This is a genomic window from Streptomyces sp. NPDC094147 (assembly GCF_044764265.1).
GTDB lineage: Bacteria > Actinomycetota > Actinomycetes > Streptomycetales > Streptomycetaceae > Streptomyces.
In genome coordinates, this window is record NZ_JBIWHT010000014.1 from 141,834 (window position 1) to 155,923 (window position 14,090).

Annotated in this window: 11 protein-coding genes and 1 tRNA gene; 3 read left to right on the top strand and 9 right to left on the bottom strand. The window is 71.4% G+C overall.

Going from position 1 to position 14,090, the window contains the following annotated elements; all coding sequences use genetic code 11:
* Positions 1 to 45 precede the first annotated feature (45 nt).
* The 3 genes from ACIQ8J_RS21670 to ACIQ8J_RS21680 all read right to left on the bottom strand — a co-directional run bounded on the left by ACIQ8J_RS21670 (position 46) and on the right by ACIQ8J_RS21680 (position 3,236).
* Positions 46 to 1,275, bottom strand: coding sequence for a cytochrome P450 (locus tag ACIQ8J_RS21670; RefSeq protein WP_403275539.1), 1,230 nt, complete (start codon positions 1,273 to 1,275; stop codon positions 46 to 48).
* A 164-nt stretch (positions 1,276 to 1,439) separates the two neighbouring features.
* Complete coding sequence (locus ACIQ8J_RS21675) at positions 1,440 to 2,297, bottom strand: ketose-bisphosphate aldolase (RefSeq protein WP_403275540.1); 858 nt, start codon at positions 2,295 to 2,297, stop codon at positions 1,440 to 1,442.
* A gap of 54 nt (positions 2,298 to 2,351) precedes the next feature.
* Positions 2,352 to 3,236 (bottom strand): SIS domain-containing protein, encoded by an 885-nt coding sequence (locus ACIQ8J_RS21680; RefSeq protein ID WP_403275541.1) that lies wholly within the window; start codon positions 3,234 to 3,236, stop codon positions 2,352 to 2,354.
* 156 nt (positions 3,237 to 3,392) lie between these two features.
* Here ACIQ8J_RS21680 and ACIQ8J_RS21685 point away from each other — a divergent pair, with 156 nt between their 5' ends.
* Complete coding sequence (locus ACIQ8J_RS21685) at positions 3,393 to 4,172, top strand: DeoR/GlpR family DNA-binding transcription regulator (RefSeq protein ID WP_403275543.1); 780 nt, start codon at positions 3,393 to 3,395, stop codon at positions 4,170 to 4,172.
* 51 nt (positions 4,173 to 4,223) lie between these two features.
* Here the strand turns inward: ACIQ8J_RS21685 and ACIQ8J_RS21690 are convergent, their stop codons facing one another.
* Positions 4,224 to 5,012, bottom strand: a complete 789-nt coding sequence (locus ACIQ8J_RS21690; RefSeq protein ID WP_403275544.1) for an alpha/beta fold hydrolase — start codon at positions 5,010 to 5,012, stop codon at positions 4,224 to 4,226.
* A gap of 173 nt (positions 5,013 to 5,185) precedes the next feature.
* Positions 5,186 to 5,785, bottom strand: a complete 600-nt coding sequence (locus ACIQ8J_RS21695) for a TetR/AcrR family transcriptional regulator (RefSeq protein WP_403275546.1) — start codon at positions 5,783 to 5,785, stop codon at positions 5,186 to 5,188.
* Positions 5,786 to 5,955: 170 nt separating this feature from the next.
* Between ACIQ8J_RS21695 and ACIQ8J_RS21700 the strand changes: the two genes are divergently transcribed.
* Together ACIQ8J_RS21700 and ACIQ8J_RS21705 are read left to right on the top strand one after the other, a co-directional pair.
* Positions 5,956 to 6,774 (top strand): phosphatase PAP2 family protein, encoded by an 819-nt coding sequence (locus tag ACIQ8J_RS21700; RefSeq protein ID WP_403275547.1) that lies wholly within the window; start codon positions 5,956 to 5,958, stop codon positions 6,772 to 6,774.
* Positions 6,771 to 7,658, top strand: coding sequence for a DMT family transporter (locus ACIQ8J_RS21705; RefSeq protein WP_403275549.1), 888 nt, complete (start codon positions 6,771 to 6,773; stop codon positions 7,656 to 7,658). Before ACIQ8J_RS21700 ends, ACIQ8J_RS21705 begins: the two co-directional genes overlap by 4 nt.
* 221 nt (positions 7,659 to 7,879) lie before the next feature.
* Here ACIQ8J_RS21705 and ACIQ8J_RS21710 read toward each other — a convergent pair whose 3' ends face one another.
* The 4 genes from ACIQ8J_RS21710 to ACIQ8J_RS21725 form a co-directional block, all read right to left on the bottom strand.
* Entirely contained in the window at positions 7,880 to 10,549 is a 2,670-nt protein-coding gene (locus tag ACIQ8J_RS21710; protein WP_403275550.1) for a TIM-barrel domain-containing protein, read from the bottom strand.
* 263 nt (positions 10,550 to 10,812) lie between these two features.
* Entirely contained in the window at positions 10,813 to 11,406 is a 594-nt protein-coding gene (locus ACIQ8J_RS21715; protein WP_403275551.1) for a hypothetical protein, read from the bottom strand.
* Between the two features lie 175 nt (positions 11,407 to 11,581).
* A tRNA-Pro gene (locus ACIQ8J_RS21720) sits at positions 11,582 to 11,658 on the bottom strand.
* Positions 11,659 to 11,785: 127 nt separating this feature from the next.
* Positions 11,786 to 12,967 carry a Gfo/Idh/MocA family protein gene (locus ACIQ8J_RS21725; RefSeq protein WP_403275552.1) on the bottom strand — a complete coding sequence of 394 codons (1,182 nt, stop codon included), beginning with the start codon at positions 12,965 to 12,967 and terminating at the stop codon, positions 11,786 to 11,788.
* Between the last annotated feature and the right edge of the window lie 1,123 nt (positions 12,968 to 14,090).

Here is a 14,090-nt window from a genome sequence, read left to right on the forward strand (position 1 = left end):
GGAGGATATGCCGCACCGGGGGCCCACGGTAGGACCGTGATCGGTTCACCAGACGAGCGGCAGTTCCTCCGGAGAGCGGTGGATCATCGTCGGCCGCATGGCGACCGGTCTGTCCTCGGCCAGGTGCAGTCCGGGCAGCCGCGAGGTGAGCTGCTCCAGGGTGATCCTCAGCTGTTCGCGGGCCAGTTGGGAGCCGGGACAGCCGTGCACCCCGTACCCGAAGGCGAGATGGCGGGCCGGAGTGCGGGTGATGTCGAAGACGTCGGGCCGTTCGTGGCGGCTGGGGTCGCGGTTGGCCGAGCCGTACGCGACGAACACCACGGTTCCGGTGGGCAGTTCGGTGCCGGACAGGACGACCGGGCGGGTCGTGACGCGGCGGAAGCCCTGGATCGGGCTGTCGTAGCGGGCGGCCTCCTCGACTGCGGCCGGGATCATGTCGGGCTTCTCGCACAGCAGCTCCCACTGCGCGCGGTGGCGCATCAGATGCAGCAGCGTCGAACCGATCAGGGCGCTGGTGGTGAGATGCCCGGCGAGCAGGAAGTTCTGCAGATGGGCGACCATTTCGTGGCGCTCGTCGAGGGTGAGTTCGGCGACGGCCGACCCGCCGCCGGGCGCGAGCGCGGTGATCAGACCGGTGCACAGATCGTCCTGGGGGCGGGTGTACCGGTCCCTTATGTACGTGTCGAGGAGATGCTGCATCGCGACCACGTCACGGGCCGCCGCGAGCTGATCCGCCTCCTCCATCGGCCGGAACAGCAACTGCTCGGCCCGGTGGCCGCCGTGCACGGCGAGCGGAACATCGGCCGGGTCCAGGCCGATCAGCCGCCCGATCACCTCGCCGGGCAGCTGGAGCGCGTACTGCGCCATGAGTTCGGCCGAACCGCGGTCCGCGAAGGCGTCGATCAGCGCCGTGGCCCGTTCGACGGCGTACGGAACGATCGCGGCGACGCGCGAGGGCGAGAGGCCGTGCACGATCGGGGCGCGCAGCCGCTGGTGCAGGGCTCCGTCGGAGCTGACCACGACGGGGCGGCCACCGAAACCGCGGCCCATCTCGGCGAGCACCGCGGGCCCCGGCAGGACATCGGGGCGCAGCACGTTGGCGGAGGAGAACGCTTCGGGGCGGCGCAGCACTTCGCGCACATCCGCGTCGCGGGCCACCAGCCAGGCGTCGAGCTCCGGCACGAAGGTCAGACCCTCGGCGCGCCGGGCCCGCTCATAGTGCGGATAGGGGTCGCGCTGCAGCGCGTCGAGCCGAGCGTGCTCATGCCGGTCCACAGGCCCATCGTCTACGACGTCCGGCGACATCGGAAGAGCGCCGGGCGGGCGGAAGGGGGCGGGTGTGGGGGCGGACGGTGGTGGGAGCGCTCCCGTTCAGCCGGGGGCTTGAGAGCGCTCCCTGAGATGGGACGCGCGAGAGCGCTCTCAGACTGACGTACGCCTCAGCTCGTCCCGTCGAGCACCCCGATGAGCCGGGTGACGGTCGCCGCCATCGCCTGGCGGCCGACCGTCAGGTAGGTGCGGGCGTCCACGGCCTCGGGATGGGCGGCGAGGTAGCTGCGGATGGCGTCGGTCATGGCGATGTTCAGCGCGGTGCCGATGTTGACCTTGGCGATGCCGCCGACGACCGCGGCCGACAGCGCCTGGTCCGGGACTCCGGAGGAGCCGTGCAGGACCAGCGGCACTCTTAGTGCGTCGTCGAGCCTGGCGAGCAGGGCGTGGTCCAGCTCGGCGGTGCGCGAGGTCATGGCGTGCGAGCTGCCGATGGCTACGGCGAGCGCGTCCACGCCCGACTCGGCGACGAACTGCCGCGCCTGGTCGGGGTCGGTGCGTGCGCCGGGCGCGTGGGCGTCGAGCGGCGCCCTGCCGTCCTTGCCGCCGACTTCGCCCAACTCGGCCTCGATCCACAGCCCTTGGGTGTGCGCCCAGTCGGCGGCGGCGCGTGTCGTGGCCAGGTTCTCCTCGTACGGCAGGTGGGCGGCGTCGTACATGGCGGAGCTGAATCCGGCGTCGGCCGCCTGGCGCAGGAGTTCGTCCTGCTTGACGTGGTCGAGGTGGAGCGCGACCGGTACAGACGCGGCTTCGGCGGCCGCGGCGGCGGCGCGGGCGAGCGGCAGGACCCGGCCGTAGCGGAACTTGACCACGTTCTCGCTGACTTGGAGGACGACCGGTGACTTGGCCGCCTCGGCGCCCGCGATGACGGCTTCGGCGTGCTCCAGCGTAATGATGTTGAAGGCCGCGACCGCGCGGCGTTTGACGGCGGCTTCGGCGACGAGTGTGCCGGTCCGTGCGAGTGGCATCAGTGCTTCCCCTTCACCTGCGTCGTGTTGATCTCCGTCACGGGCCCGGCCGGCTCAGGCGCCGTCGAGGATGACGGAGCGGGTGAGGTGGCGCGGCCGGTCCGGGTCGAGTCCGCGGGCGGCTGCGACGGCGACGGCCAGGCGCTGGGCGCGCACGAGTTCGGCGAGCGGGTCGAGGCGGCCGTCGATCCACAGCGCGCCGGTGGCGGCCACCTGGCCGGCGAGGCCTTCGGGGGCTTCGCCGAACATCCAGGTGGCGGTGGTGGCGGTGGAGATGCTGATGGGGCCGTGCCGGTACTCCATCGCCGGGTACGCCTCGGTCCAGGACAGCGAGGCCTCGCGCATCTTCAGGGCGGCTTCCTGGGCGAGGCCGTTGGTCCAGCCGCGGCCCAGGAAGGTGAACTGGGTGCAGCCCACCAGCCCTTCGGGCAGGGGCTCGGCGAGCGCGGTGCGGGCGTCGGCCTCGGCCTGCTCGGTGTGCAGTCCGAGGTGGGCGCGGAGCAGGGTGAGGGCGGTGGTGGCGAAGCGGGTCTGGACGACCGACTCCTCGTCCGCGAAGTCGAGTACGACGATGTCGTCGGCGGCCCGCATGACCGGGGTGGCGGGGTCGGCCGTGATGGCGGTGGTACGGGCCCGGCCCCGTACCAGCGTGAGCAGGTCGAGCACCTCGGTGGTGGTGCCGGAGCGGGTCAGCGCGACGATCCGGTCGTAGGAGCGTCCGGCGGGGAACTCGGAGGCGGCGAAGGCGTCGGTCTCGCCGAGGCCGGAGCCTTCGCGGAGCGCGGCGACGGCCTGCGCCATGAAGAAGGAGGTGCCGCAGCCGACGACGGCGACGCGTTCGCCGGGGGCGGGCAGGGCGTCCTTGTGCTGGACGGCGAGTTCCGCCGCCCGCTTCCAGCATTCGGGCTGACTGCTCAGTTCGTTCTCGACATGGCTCATGCCGGGCTCCCACCCTCTGGATCTGACCGTCCGGATCTCAACGCGCTTCCATGCTTGTTTATGCAAAATATAGCTCGATTTCGAGCACAATCAAGCATCTGGGGGTGCGCTAAGGTCATTACGGACGGTTACCGGTACGAAGAACGGAGGGTGCGGATGTCGCGCGACGCCCGCTGGCAGGCACTGCTCGAACTCCTCGTGGAGCAGGGCCGCCTCGACGTCGACGAGGCGGCGACGGCCCTCGGGGTGTCGGCGGCGACGATCCGCCGCGACTTCGACCAGCTCGCCGAGCAGCAGATGCTGGTGCGCACCCGGGGCGGCGCGGTGGTGCACGGCGTCTCCTACGAGCTGCCCCTGCGCTACAAGACGGCGCGGCAGGCCTCGGAGAAGCAGCGGATCGCGAAGGCGGTGGCGGCCCTGGTCACCCCGGGCGAGGCGGTCGGCCTGACGGGCGGCACCACGACGACGGAGGTCGCCCGCGCGCTGGCCGTGCGGCCCGAACTGGCGGCTGGATCACCGGCGTTGACGATCGTGACCAATGCGCTGAACATCGCGAACGAACTGGCGGTGCGCCCGCAGTTCAAGATCGTGGTGACGGGCGGGGTGGCCCGTCCGCAGTCCTACGAGCTCACGGGGCCGCTCGCGGGCGGGGTGCTGAACCAGATCACGATGGATGTGGCGGTGCTCGGCGTCGGGGCCTTCGACGTGACGCACGGGGCATCGGCGCACGACGAGGACGAGGCCGGCATCAACCGGCTGCTGTGCGAGCGGGCCGAGCGGGTCATCGTGGCCGCGGACTCCACGAAACTGGGCAAGCGCACGTTCGCCCGGATCTGCGCGACGGCCCAGGTCGGCACGCTGGTGACCGACACGGCCGTCTCCGAGGAGACGGCCGCGCTGTTCACCGAGGCCGGGGTGCGCGTCCTCGCGGTGTGACCGGCCGGCGGGGATGACGGCGGGTCGTATCCCCGGCCCGGCGCCCCGCCCTCAGGCGGCCAGGAACTCCGCGATCCGTTCGCCCCAGGTGGCCACGTCGGCGGAGTCCGACGAGACGTGCAGGCGTGCGCCGGGCAGCGTCGCGGCGAGTTGTTCGGCGGTCGACAGCGGGTGGGCCGGATCGTCGGCCAGCGCCAACACCAGGGCGGGCTGCGGCAGTTGGGCGAGCAGGTCGCGGTCGGGGAGGTCGGATTCGGCGAGGCCCCGGAACACGGCGGGCACGAGTTCGCCGGACACGCCGAACTCGCGCGGCGGGTACCCCGGCACTCCGGCGAGGGAGGGCGGCACCCGGGTGGCGGCCGTCGCGGCCGCCAGCACCGCGGCGCCGCGCTCCTCCACCAGGTCGGCGACCTTGCGGTAGGTGGCGGCCTGGGGCGGGCGGGTCTCCCAGGCGGTCGGCGGGATGAGCAGCACCAACCGGGCGAAGAGCAGCGGCTGTCGGACGGCGGCGTGCAGCACGGTCGCGCAGCCGAGCGAGGAGCCCATGCCGGTCACCGGCGCCTCGCCGCCGAGGTGGCCGAGCAGGGCCACGAGGTCGTTCGCGAGCTGCTCGAAGCGGTAGTCGTCCGGGTCCGGGCGGCCGGTGGAGGCGCCGTGGCCCCGGGCGTCGTAGCGGACGAACCTGCGTCCGGGCAGCCGCTCGACCGGCCCCCAGCCGAACATCCCGAGCCCGGCTTCGGCCTCGCGGCTCAGTGGGGCTCCGTGCGCGTAGACGGCGAGCGGGCCCTCACCGCGGTCGTCGTAGTCGAGGCGTATCCCGTCGGGAAGCGTGAAGATCATGGCGCATGCTAACCAGGGGCGGCCGACCGCTCGCCCGCCGCCCCTACCGCCTCCCCCGGTGAACTCCCCGAGGGCGAGCGACGGTTGATCCGCGGAGTCCTCGATCGCCTCGGCCGCCCGGTGCGGCCCCATCGGCGCGCCCGCCGGGAGCCCGGTTCGCGCCGCGCCTTCGCTCAGCCGATCCGCAGCGCCGGGAAGATCACCGACTCAAGGAGCCCGAGCAGGGTGTTCTCGCCGTGGAAGCGGTCCTCGAAGAGCCGCTCGACGCGCAGCATGCCCATGACCATCGGGGCGACGTAGCCGATCGCGGGGTTGTCCGCGGCCACCTCGCCGCGTTCGACGCCGCGCCGGAGCATCGCGTCCAGTGCGGCGATCTCCGGGTTCAGGACGGTCTCGCGGAGGGCTTCGCGCAGGTCCGGGTGCTTGATGTAGGCCTGGCCGACGGCTTCCATCAGCTCGGTGTCGGGCCCCTCGCGCCGGCCGACCGCGCGGGCCGCCTCGCGCAGGTCCCCGGCGAGGGTGCCGGTGTCGATGCCGGAGAAGAAGGAACAGCGCCGCTTGCCGAGCGCCGCCGTGACGAGCAGGGGCTTGCTCTTCCACTGCCGGTACAGGGTGGCCTTGCCGCACTTGGTGCGCGCGGCGACGCCCTCCATGGTCACGGAGTCGTAGCCGCCCTCCCTGAGCAGGTCGAGCACCGCTTCGTACAGCTCCAGCTCGCGCTCGGGGCTGATCTTGCTGCGGCGGGCAGCGGCCGTGGCGGCCTGCGTCGACATCGTTCCCTCCGGAGAAAACACGGGGTGCTCCTGCACGTACGAGAGTAGGCTCCGCTCAACCGAGACGCAAACGTATCGAGACGTTTGCGTCTCGATGAGTTTGGATCTAGCCTTCCTACGTTTGCTTCTGTTTTTTCCACGTTTCGATTCAGGTTCAAAGGGGCCGGAGAATGCCTGCCGGTATAACCAAGGGGACGCGTCGTGAGACCCGTCCCGTCGGACCGGAGACGACCGCATCCCGGCCGCCCCTGGTACGCGAGCTGCTGCTCGTGACCGCGTTCTTCCTCGTCTACAAGTTCGGCCGTCAGCTGGCGAACGGGCACGAGGCGAGGGCCTTCGACAACGCCGACCGCGTGTGGAGCTGGGAGCGCGCGCTGCACCTGCCCGGCGAGGGCGTCGTCCAGCATCTGCTGCTGCACGGCGACACCCTGGTCAAGGCCGCCAACACCTTCTACGCGACGGTGCACTTCCCGGCCACGGTCGCCTTCCTGGTCTGGCTCTACCTGCGCCGCCCCGAGCACTACCTGTGGTCGCGCCGGGTGCTCGCCGCGCTCACCGCCGGCGCCCTGGTGCTGCACATCACGCTTCCGCTCGCCCCGCCGCGCATGCTGACGGCGACCGGCCTCATCGACACCGCGCAGGTGTACGGGCCCTCCGTGTACGCGGCGACGCCGGACAACGACGCCATGGCGAACCAGTTCGCCGCGATGCCCTCGCTGCACTTCGGCTGGGCGCTGATGGTCGCCATCGGGCTGATCGCGGCGACCCGCGGCCGCCGGCGGTGGCTGTGGCTGCTGCACCCGCTGCTCACCCTGCTCGTGGTCGTGGGCACCGCCAACCACTACTGGCTGGACGCGATCGTGGCCGCCGGGCTGCTCGGCGCGGCGCTCCTCTTCGTCCCGGCACCCAAGCGCCGCGCACAGTTGCCTGCGGCATCCGTGCCGGTCCCGCGCACCGCCGCGCCCCAGCTCTCCGAGGCCGTGCGATGAACGAGTCCGCACTGCTCGCCATCCTGCTCTCGCTCGCCTCGGCCGCCGGTTACGCGCTGGCCGCCGTCGGCCAGTCCCGGCTCGCCGCCCAGGGCGGCGGCGGTCTGGGCAGGCTGCTCACCCGGCCGCTGTGGTGGTGGGCGGTCGGCCTCAACGCGGCGGGCGCCCTGATGCACGTGGCCGCGCTCCACTTCGGCCCGCTCACCCTGGTCCAGCCGCTCGGCGCGCTCACCCTGGTCGCCGCGCTGCCGCTGTCCGCGTACTACGAGCGGCGCCGCGTCACCCGGCGCGAGTGGCGCGGCGCGGCCTGGACGCTGGCCGGGCTCACCGGACTGATCGCGGTCACCGGACCCGCCACCCCCGGCGACGCGCTGAACCTGCGCGAGGCCCTCTCCATCGCCGCGGCCACCGCGCTGCTGCTCGCCTTCCTGGTACGGGCCGGAGCGCACTCCGCGCACGGCGGCCGCCTCGGCCTCGCCACCGCGTCCGGCATCGCCTCCGCGGTGGCGTCCGCGCTGACCCAGACGGTCACCGCGACCCTGGCCCGCGAGCTGCCCGGGGGCGCGCTCGCCTGGTGGCAGACGACGCTGGTCGCGGTGCTCGTCTCGACGTTCGCGGTCGGCGGGCTGCTCCTTTCGCAGGCGGCCTACCGCGGTGGCCTGGCCGCCCCGCTGGCCGTGGTGAACCTGGCCAACCCCGCGGCGGCCGCGGTGATCGGTGTCGCGCTGCTCGGCGAGAGCTTCCACGGCGGGCCACTGGGCTGGGCCGTCGCCGTCGCGTCGGCGGGCGTGGCCGCCCGCGGCGTGATCATGCTGACCGGCGCCGCCCCCGCGGAACTGCCCGCCGAGCTGCCGGCCCCCGAGCCGGTCCGGATCGCCGCCTGAGGGCGACCCGGACCGCACCGGACCCGCCGGTCGGGCGTTGACGTCCACGACCGTGCGGCCGCGCACCTGCCCGGCGCGGATGCGCTCCGCGACGGCGGGCACCTCGCCCAGTTCGCGGCAGGCGGCCGCCCGCGGCTCGATCTTGCCCCACCCCGGTTCCCGACATGCGAAGGGGCCGTACCGGACGGCTCACGGTACGGCCCCCGCCCTGTGGCGGTCGTTCAGACGAGCTCGACCGAGAAGCCGTGCCCGGTGGACAGGGACGGTGTCCTGACCTCCGTCACTCCGGTCGCGGCGTCGTGGAACCATCCGGTGCCCGCCGCGTCGAGCTCGGCGGCGGAACCGTACCGGTGCAGCCGGTCCCCGCCGAGGGCGACGATCGCGGGCGCCGACTTGGTGTGCACGGTGAAGCGGTAGGAGCGGGTGGACGGCTTCCCCTGGTAACTACCCACGCTGGCACCGATGTTGACGACCGACGCACGCCCGGCCGAGGTGACCTCGACCCGCTGGGTGGCCGAGGAGCCCTGGGCGTACTGCCGGGTGACCCCGTCGTCCTCGTACAGCGTGTAGGCGGAGCTGCCCCGCTGCGGGTAGATGTCGTAGTCGAGTTCGCCCTTGTCCCGGGTCTGCCAGGACGTCGTGCCCTTGGGCCACATCGGCACGATCGAGCCGCCCTTCACGAAGAGCGGGAGGGTGTCGAGCGGTGCCGCGTAGTTGTTGACGGTCGTGGGCCCCTGGTAGGTCTTGCCGGTCCAGTAGTCGGTCCAGGTGCCCTTGGGCAGGTAGATGCCGTTGCGGACGCTAGTGTCGCTGTAGACGGGTGCGACCAGGAAGTCGGGTCCGGCCAGGAACTCGTACTTGGCGTCGGGGCCGAGGGTCCCCGGGTCGTCCGGGTACTCCAGGGACAGCGGGCGGACCGCGCCGACGCCGGTCTTCGTGGCGTCCTTGGAGAGCCCGTACATGTACGGGATGAGCCGCTCCTTCAGCTGGAGGTACTTGCGGTTGATGGCGGCATACGGCTCGCCGTCGAGCCAGGGCTGCTGGTCGGCGGCCTTTCCGGTGGTGAGGTTCTTGGCCCAGCCGTCCATGGTCATCACGGCGGGCAGGAAGGCCTTCCACTGGAGGTCCCGGGTGTACATCTTGGGGTCATGGCCGAAGATGCTGCCGATGTCGCCCGTGTTGTACGCGATGCCGGAGAGCGTGGCGCCCGCATAGGTGGGGATCTGCCAGCGGAGGTAGTCCCAGCTGAGCTTCTGGTCGCCACTCCACAGGACGCCGCAGCGCTGGGCGCCGGACCAGGAGACGGGCAGCCATACGAAGCCGCGGGCGTCGCTGTTGTCCTCGATGCCGGCCTTGGCCTGGTCGCAGGCGTTCAGGGCGAAGCCGTACCCGTTGCCGACCCAGGCGACGTCGAGTTTGGCGACCCGCTGGCCCGCCTTGACCTGCTCGGCGAGCTTGTCGAGGCCGTCCTGGGTCCACAGGCCCAGCTGGGTGTTGTGGGCCCGGAGGCCCTTGCCGGTCTCGGCGAGGTTCTCGTAGCCGCAGCCGTACCCGTCGTTGACGAGCATCCAGCCGAGCGGCATCTGGTTCTGGACGTAGCCGTCGGCGACCTTGAGCGCGTCCAGGGTGTGCCGCTCGCCCCGGTTGGCGTTGTGGAGGTAGCAGTCGGAGTCGCCCGGTTCGAGCCCGTACACGGGCGGCATGAAGGGCTTGCCGACGAGGGAGGTGTACTTGCTGATGACCGACTTCACGTCACCGGTGAAGTAGTAGGCGTCCAGGCGCCGTTCCTGCTGACCGGTGCGCACCCGCGGCCCGAAGTCGTACACACCCGGGGTGAAGGTGTTGCGGAACACGCCGTATCCGGCGGAGGAGATGTAGAAGGGCTGCGAGTTGTTCCAGCCCCCTTCGTTCCAGTTGGTGTTGTTGCCGACGTGTCTGACCTGGTCGCGGTGGGAGAAGCTGCCGTTCTGCTCGCCGCCGCCGAAGAACTGCTCGGCGGCTCCGCGGGTCAGGCTCTGCCGCATGCCACCGGAGGTCCAGCGCAGCGGGTCGGCCTCCGACCAGATCGCGGTGCGGTTGTCGGCCTTGTAGAGGGCGAAGCGGAGCGGCTTCTTGTAGACGCGCAGGACGACGCCCTTGCTCCGGATCCCGTAATAGGCGCCCGCGTCAAAGGACTTGGTGTCCTTCTGCGGCTTCGGCTCGGTCCGGATCATGTGGCTGCCGGGCGGGTCGGTGAAGGCGCCGTCCGGGGCGGCGCGCAGCCGCAGAGTGTCGTCGGCGAGGAAGTCCGCGCGGGCCCTGAGCGCGCCCGCCGCGATGTCGTACGTGCCGTCCTTGCCGCTGAAGCCGGTGAGGTTCCCGGCGTCGGCCGGCTCGGGCAGGTAGGCCTTGCCGGTGAACGAGGTGTGGTGCACGTCGTAGGGGACGACGACCACGTGGTACGTCCCCGACGCCTTCGGGATGACGGTCGCCTCGGGGTCGGCGGTGCCCGCGCTGGAGGCGACCTGCTTGCCGGCGGCGTCGTAGATGTACAGGTCGAAGTCGTCGGTGGGGGTGGCCCATTGGATGGAGACGGGCACACCGCCCTCCGGGTTGTCGTCCCACTGGCCGGCCGGCGGGTTCACGGTCAGGTCGAAGCGGTCGCAGACCGCGTTCACCGGGTCCTGCTCGGGCGGCGGACACTTGTCGGGCGAGCCGACCGTGCCCTTCTCGTAGACCGGGCTCTGCCAGGTCACGGACTTCGTACCGCTGTCCAGGACGCCGCCGGGCGGCGCCGCGGCCTCGGCATGGGCGGCCGGAACGGTCAGGGCGGTGAGGGCGAGCGCGAGCGCCGAGAGCACGGCGACGGCGGGCCGTCTGGGCGGGTGGGGACGGTGCCGGTGGATCCGCAAGGGTCGTTCTCCGTTCGTACCGAGCAGCAGCCGAGCGCGCGGCGTGCGCGTTCATGCTTGGAACAGTGGAGTTTCGAGCATCAAGATTCACCGTGGGCCGGGTACATGTCAACGGCTGGGCGCTGGGGGCCCTGTGAATCTCTCGTTCCCTTACGGAGGTTGCGGGCGCGCGGACAGGATCGGCCCCTTCGCCAGCCGCGCCCCTCGAAGGGTGCGGCGGCCGAAGGAGCCGAGGACATTCGGGGCCGGGCCGACCGATCCCGCTACGGCAGGACGAACCAGTCCATGCCGAGCGCGGCGGCGAGACCCACCACCAGGAGCCAGGAACCCAGCCGGGTACGCCCGTTGCGGCTCAGCTCGATGACCACACCGCACAGGATCAGCGCGAGTCCGTACACGCCGACGACGAGCACGGAGGAACGGGTCGCCAGACGTACGACGAGGACCACCGCCATCGCCGCCATGAGCACACCGGCGGCAACCATCCGCAGCCGCCGCGCCTGCCGGGGCGCCATGCCCTGCCGCACGGGCTCGTCCGTGGAGTCGTCGGAGTCCTCGGGGGCCTCCGGGTCCATGACGTCGCCCACGGAACCGGCGGGTTCCTTCGCGGCCGCGGTCAAGCCCTTCGAGTCCTTCGAGTCCTTCGAGTCGTTCAACTCATCGGAACCATCGGCCTGTTGGGCGACTGCCGGAGCCTCGGACCGGGGGGACTCGGAGCCCTGTGCGCCATCGCGGGCTTCGGCGTTCTCCGGGGTCGAGGGCCGCCGCGCCGGGGGCTGTTCCGGTACCGTCACCTTCGCCGCTCCGGGCGCTCCCGTGGCCGCGTCCACCGTTTGCTCCTGATCCGAGGTGCTCATGAGCCCGGATCGTAATCGCTTTCCCCCGGCACGGTGATCCACTCTGTCACCGCAGTGACACCCCCGACGCGAGGCCGGTCGCAGAACGTGACCGCTCGGCTCCGCGCAGCCCCGGAAGCAGCAGAAAGGCCGCCCTCGCATCTCTGCGAAAGCGGCCTCCGACCGGCGAATACGCTGGTCGGGACGACAGGATTTGAACCTGCGACCCCTTGACCCCCAGTCAAGTGCGCTACCAAGCTGCGCCACGTCCCGGTGCTCGTCTGACCTGGGGTTTCCCCTGGCCGAACGCGCATCAGAACAATACCGCACTTCACCGGGTGGTCACGAACCCGTTTCCGGCACGACGCGCGACGGTGCCCGGCCGGGCCCGGCGGCACCCCTACCGCTGCCCCCGCTCGAAGTACGCCACCAGTTCCGGGTCGAGCCGCGGGACCTCGCGGGGGGTGCCGCCGGCCCGCAGGGAGGCCGTGGCCTGGTAGCCCGCCGCCACCGCCATCCGGGCCGCCACCGGTGAGGTGTCGGTGCGGCCGCCCTCGCGTACGAAGCGCAGGAACTCGTCGATGATCAGTGGGTCCGCGCCGCCGTGGCCGCGGTCGTCCTCGGCCTTGGGGATCTCGTACGTCTCGTCGGGCTCGGCGCGGTACTCGGAGCGCCGGGAGTTCCAGACCTTCACGTGGCCACCGGGGCCGTCGCCGAAGTTCTCCAGACGGCCCGCGTCGCCGATGACCGTGTAGTTGCGCCAGTAGTCCGGGGTGAAGTGGCACTGCTGATAGGAGGCGAGGACGCCGTTGTCGAGGCGCATGTTGAGCAGGGAGACGTCCTCGATGTCGATGACGGGGTTGAGCGCGCGCTGGGTGTGCGGTGGCCAGTGGCCGTCCTCGGTGTACCAGTCGTCCGTCTTGGGCTCGCCGGGAGCCCTGCGGTGCGGATTGTCCCCGTACACCATCAGATCGCCCATGGCCTGGACGTCGCGCGTGTAGCCGCCGGACAGCCAGTGCAGCACGTCGATGTCGTGCGCCGCCTTCTGCAGCAGGAGACCGGTGGTGTACCGGCGCTCGGCGTGCCAGTCCTTGAAGTACCAGTCGCCGCCGTACCCCACGAAGTGGCGCACCCAGACCGTCTTGACGGTGCCGATGGCGCCGCGGCCGATGAGGTCGCGCATCATCCGCACGACGGGCATGTGCCGCATGTTGTGGCCCACGTACAGCCGGGTGCCGGTCTCGCGCGCGGTGTGCAGGATCTCGTCGCAGCGCTCGACCGTGATGTCGAGGGGCTTTTCCACGAAGACCGGCTTCCCGGCGAGCAGGGCGGCGCAGGCGAGGTCGGCGTGGGTGTGGTCGGGGGTGAGGACGAGCACCGCGTCGAGGTCCGGGGCCTCGGTCACCTCTCGGTGGTCACCGACCACGAGCACGCCGGGAAACGCCGCGGCGGCGGCCGCGCGGGCCCGGGGGTCGGGGTCCGCGACGGCGGCGACGGTCGAGCCGCGTCCGGGCCGGTGCGCGGTGCGCGCGATGCTGCCGCGCATGCCGTATCCGATGACGCCGATACGGAGGTCGGTCATGTCAACTTCCTTCTCGTCGGGCGGTGTTGCCGAGGGGCGGGCTACGGAGCGCAACGCCGGTGCGAAGGGCCGGCCGGGTGCCGGTGCCGACGGGCACGCTGCGCATTGTTCTCGATGCCGGTGCGCGATGCGGGTACATCGCGGCAGCCGGGTACGGGCTCCGGCCGGGCGTTCGCCCGCGCGGCACGACCGGTGGCCGGATTCCTCACCACTTCCCCACACCTCAGGGACCACACGGGCCTGTTCGGCCACGCGGGCCGCGCGTTCAACCCGGGTGTGGCCTCGGCGTGCCGTGTCCGGATACAGTTGCTCTCCGGCTGGATCACGCCGATGCCGAGGGAGCCCGCCGCAGCGGCACCTGGTTCCGCATCGCCCACACCGGCATGCGCCCCGCACCACCTGGTCACGCCGTTCGCGCCGCACCGTACCCCAACGCGCTGCTCACCGGCGTTGGCGTTCTGGCGCGAGAGGGCGTTCACGCTCCCTCCGTATGTGATCTACTCCCTTGCGGTGAACGCGAGTTGAGAGACCGGGACCCTCAGCCGACGCGGACTCCCCGAGGCGGTGCCGTACCGTCGATTCAGCGCTCCACTCGCCGCGCCGCGCACCACAACCGCTCGCGCCGGCTTCGGACACGGTTCCGCCGCGCTCCTCCCCGGATGGAAAACGGCCAGGTGAGAGGTGTGACAGAGATGCTCGCACGGCATTCCGGGTCGGTTGCTCGGGGCGCCCGTTCGCAGATGAACTCCGTTCCGCGGCAGGGCGATCCGCCACCCGACGCCACCCCAGCGGCGGGACGGGGACGGTCAGTACGGCGGCACAGGCCCCCGGCGGTCACCCACACGCATCAAGGAGAGTCCGTTTGCGTCGATCTCGAAGCCGAACCGCTTCTTCGACTGTCCTCCGATGTCACGACCGTGCCCATCTGATTCCGCTTGCTGTCCCTCAGTGCCACATGCCCACGAAACCTTTGCCGTGGGCATGTGGCAGAAACATGGGTGAAGGGGATGCAATCGACTGGGACCGAACGGGCCGGACCACACAGAACACATCGTCAATCACACGTCAACACGCCGGATTCTGGCCAAAGTTGACGATGAATGTTGTACGAGCCGACGGTGAT

Coding starts and splice junctions, on each gene's coding strand:
- ACIQ8J_RS21705 (WP_403275549.1), top strand. CDS start 6,771: ATGAACGAGTCCGCACTGCTCGCCATCCTGCTCTCGCTCGCCTCGGCC.
- ACIQ8J_RS21695 (WP_403275546.1), bottom strand. CDS start 5,785: ATGTCGACGCAGGCCGCCACGGCCGCTGCCCGCCGCAGCAAGATCAGC.
- ACIQ8J_RS21675 (WP_403275540.1), bottom strand. CDS start 2,297: ATGCCACTCGCACGGACCGGCACACTCGTCGCCGAAGCCGCCGTCAAA.
- ACIQ8J_RS21680 (WP_403275541.1), bottom strand. CDS start 3,236: ATGAGCCATGTCGAGAACGAACTGAGCAGTCAGCCCGAATGCTGGAAG.
- ACIQ8J_RS21700 (WP_403275547.1), top strand. CDS start 5,956: ATGCCTGCCGGTATAACCAAGGGGACGCGTCGTGAGACCCGTCCCGTC.
- ACIQ8J_RS21715 (WP_403275551.1), bottom strand. CDS start 11,406: ATGAGCACCTCGGATCAGGAGCAAACGGTGGACGCGGCCACGGGAGCG.
- ACIQ8J_RS21690 (WP_403275544.1), bottom strand. CDS start 5,012: ATGATCTTCACGCTTCCCGACGGGATACGCCTCGACTACGACGACCGC.
- ACIQ8J_RS21685 (WP_403275543.1), top strand. CDS start 3,393: ATGTCGCGCGACGCCCGCTGGCAGGCACTGCTCGAACTCCTCGTGGAG.
- ACIQ8J_RS21725 (WP_403275552.1), bottom strand. CDS start 12,967: ATGACCGACCTCCGTATCGGCGTCATCGGATACGGCATGCGCGGCAGC.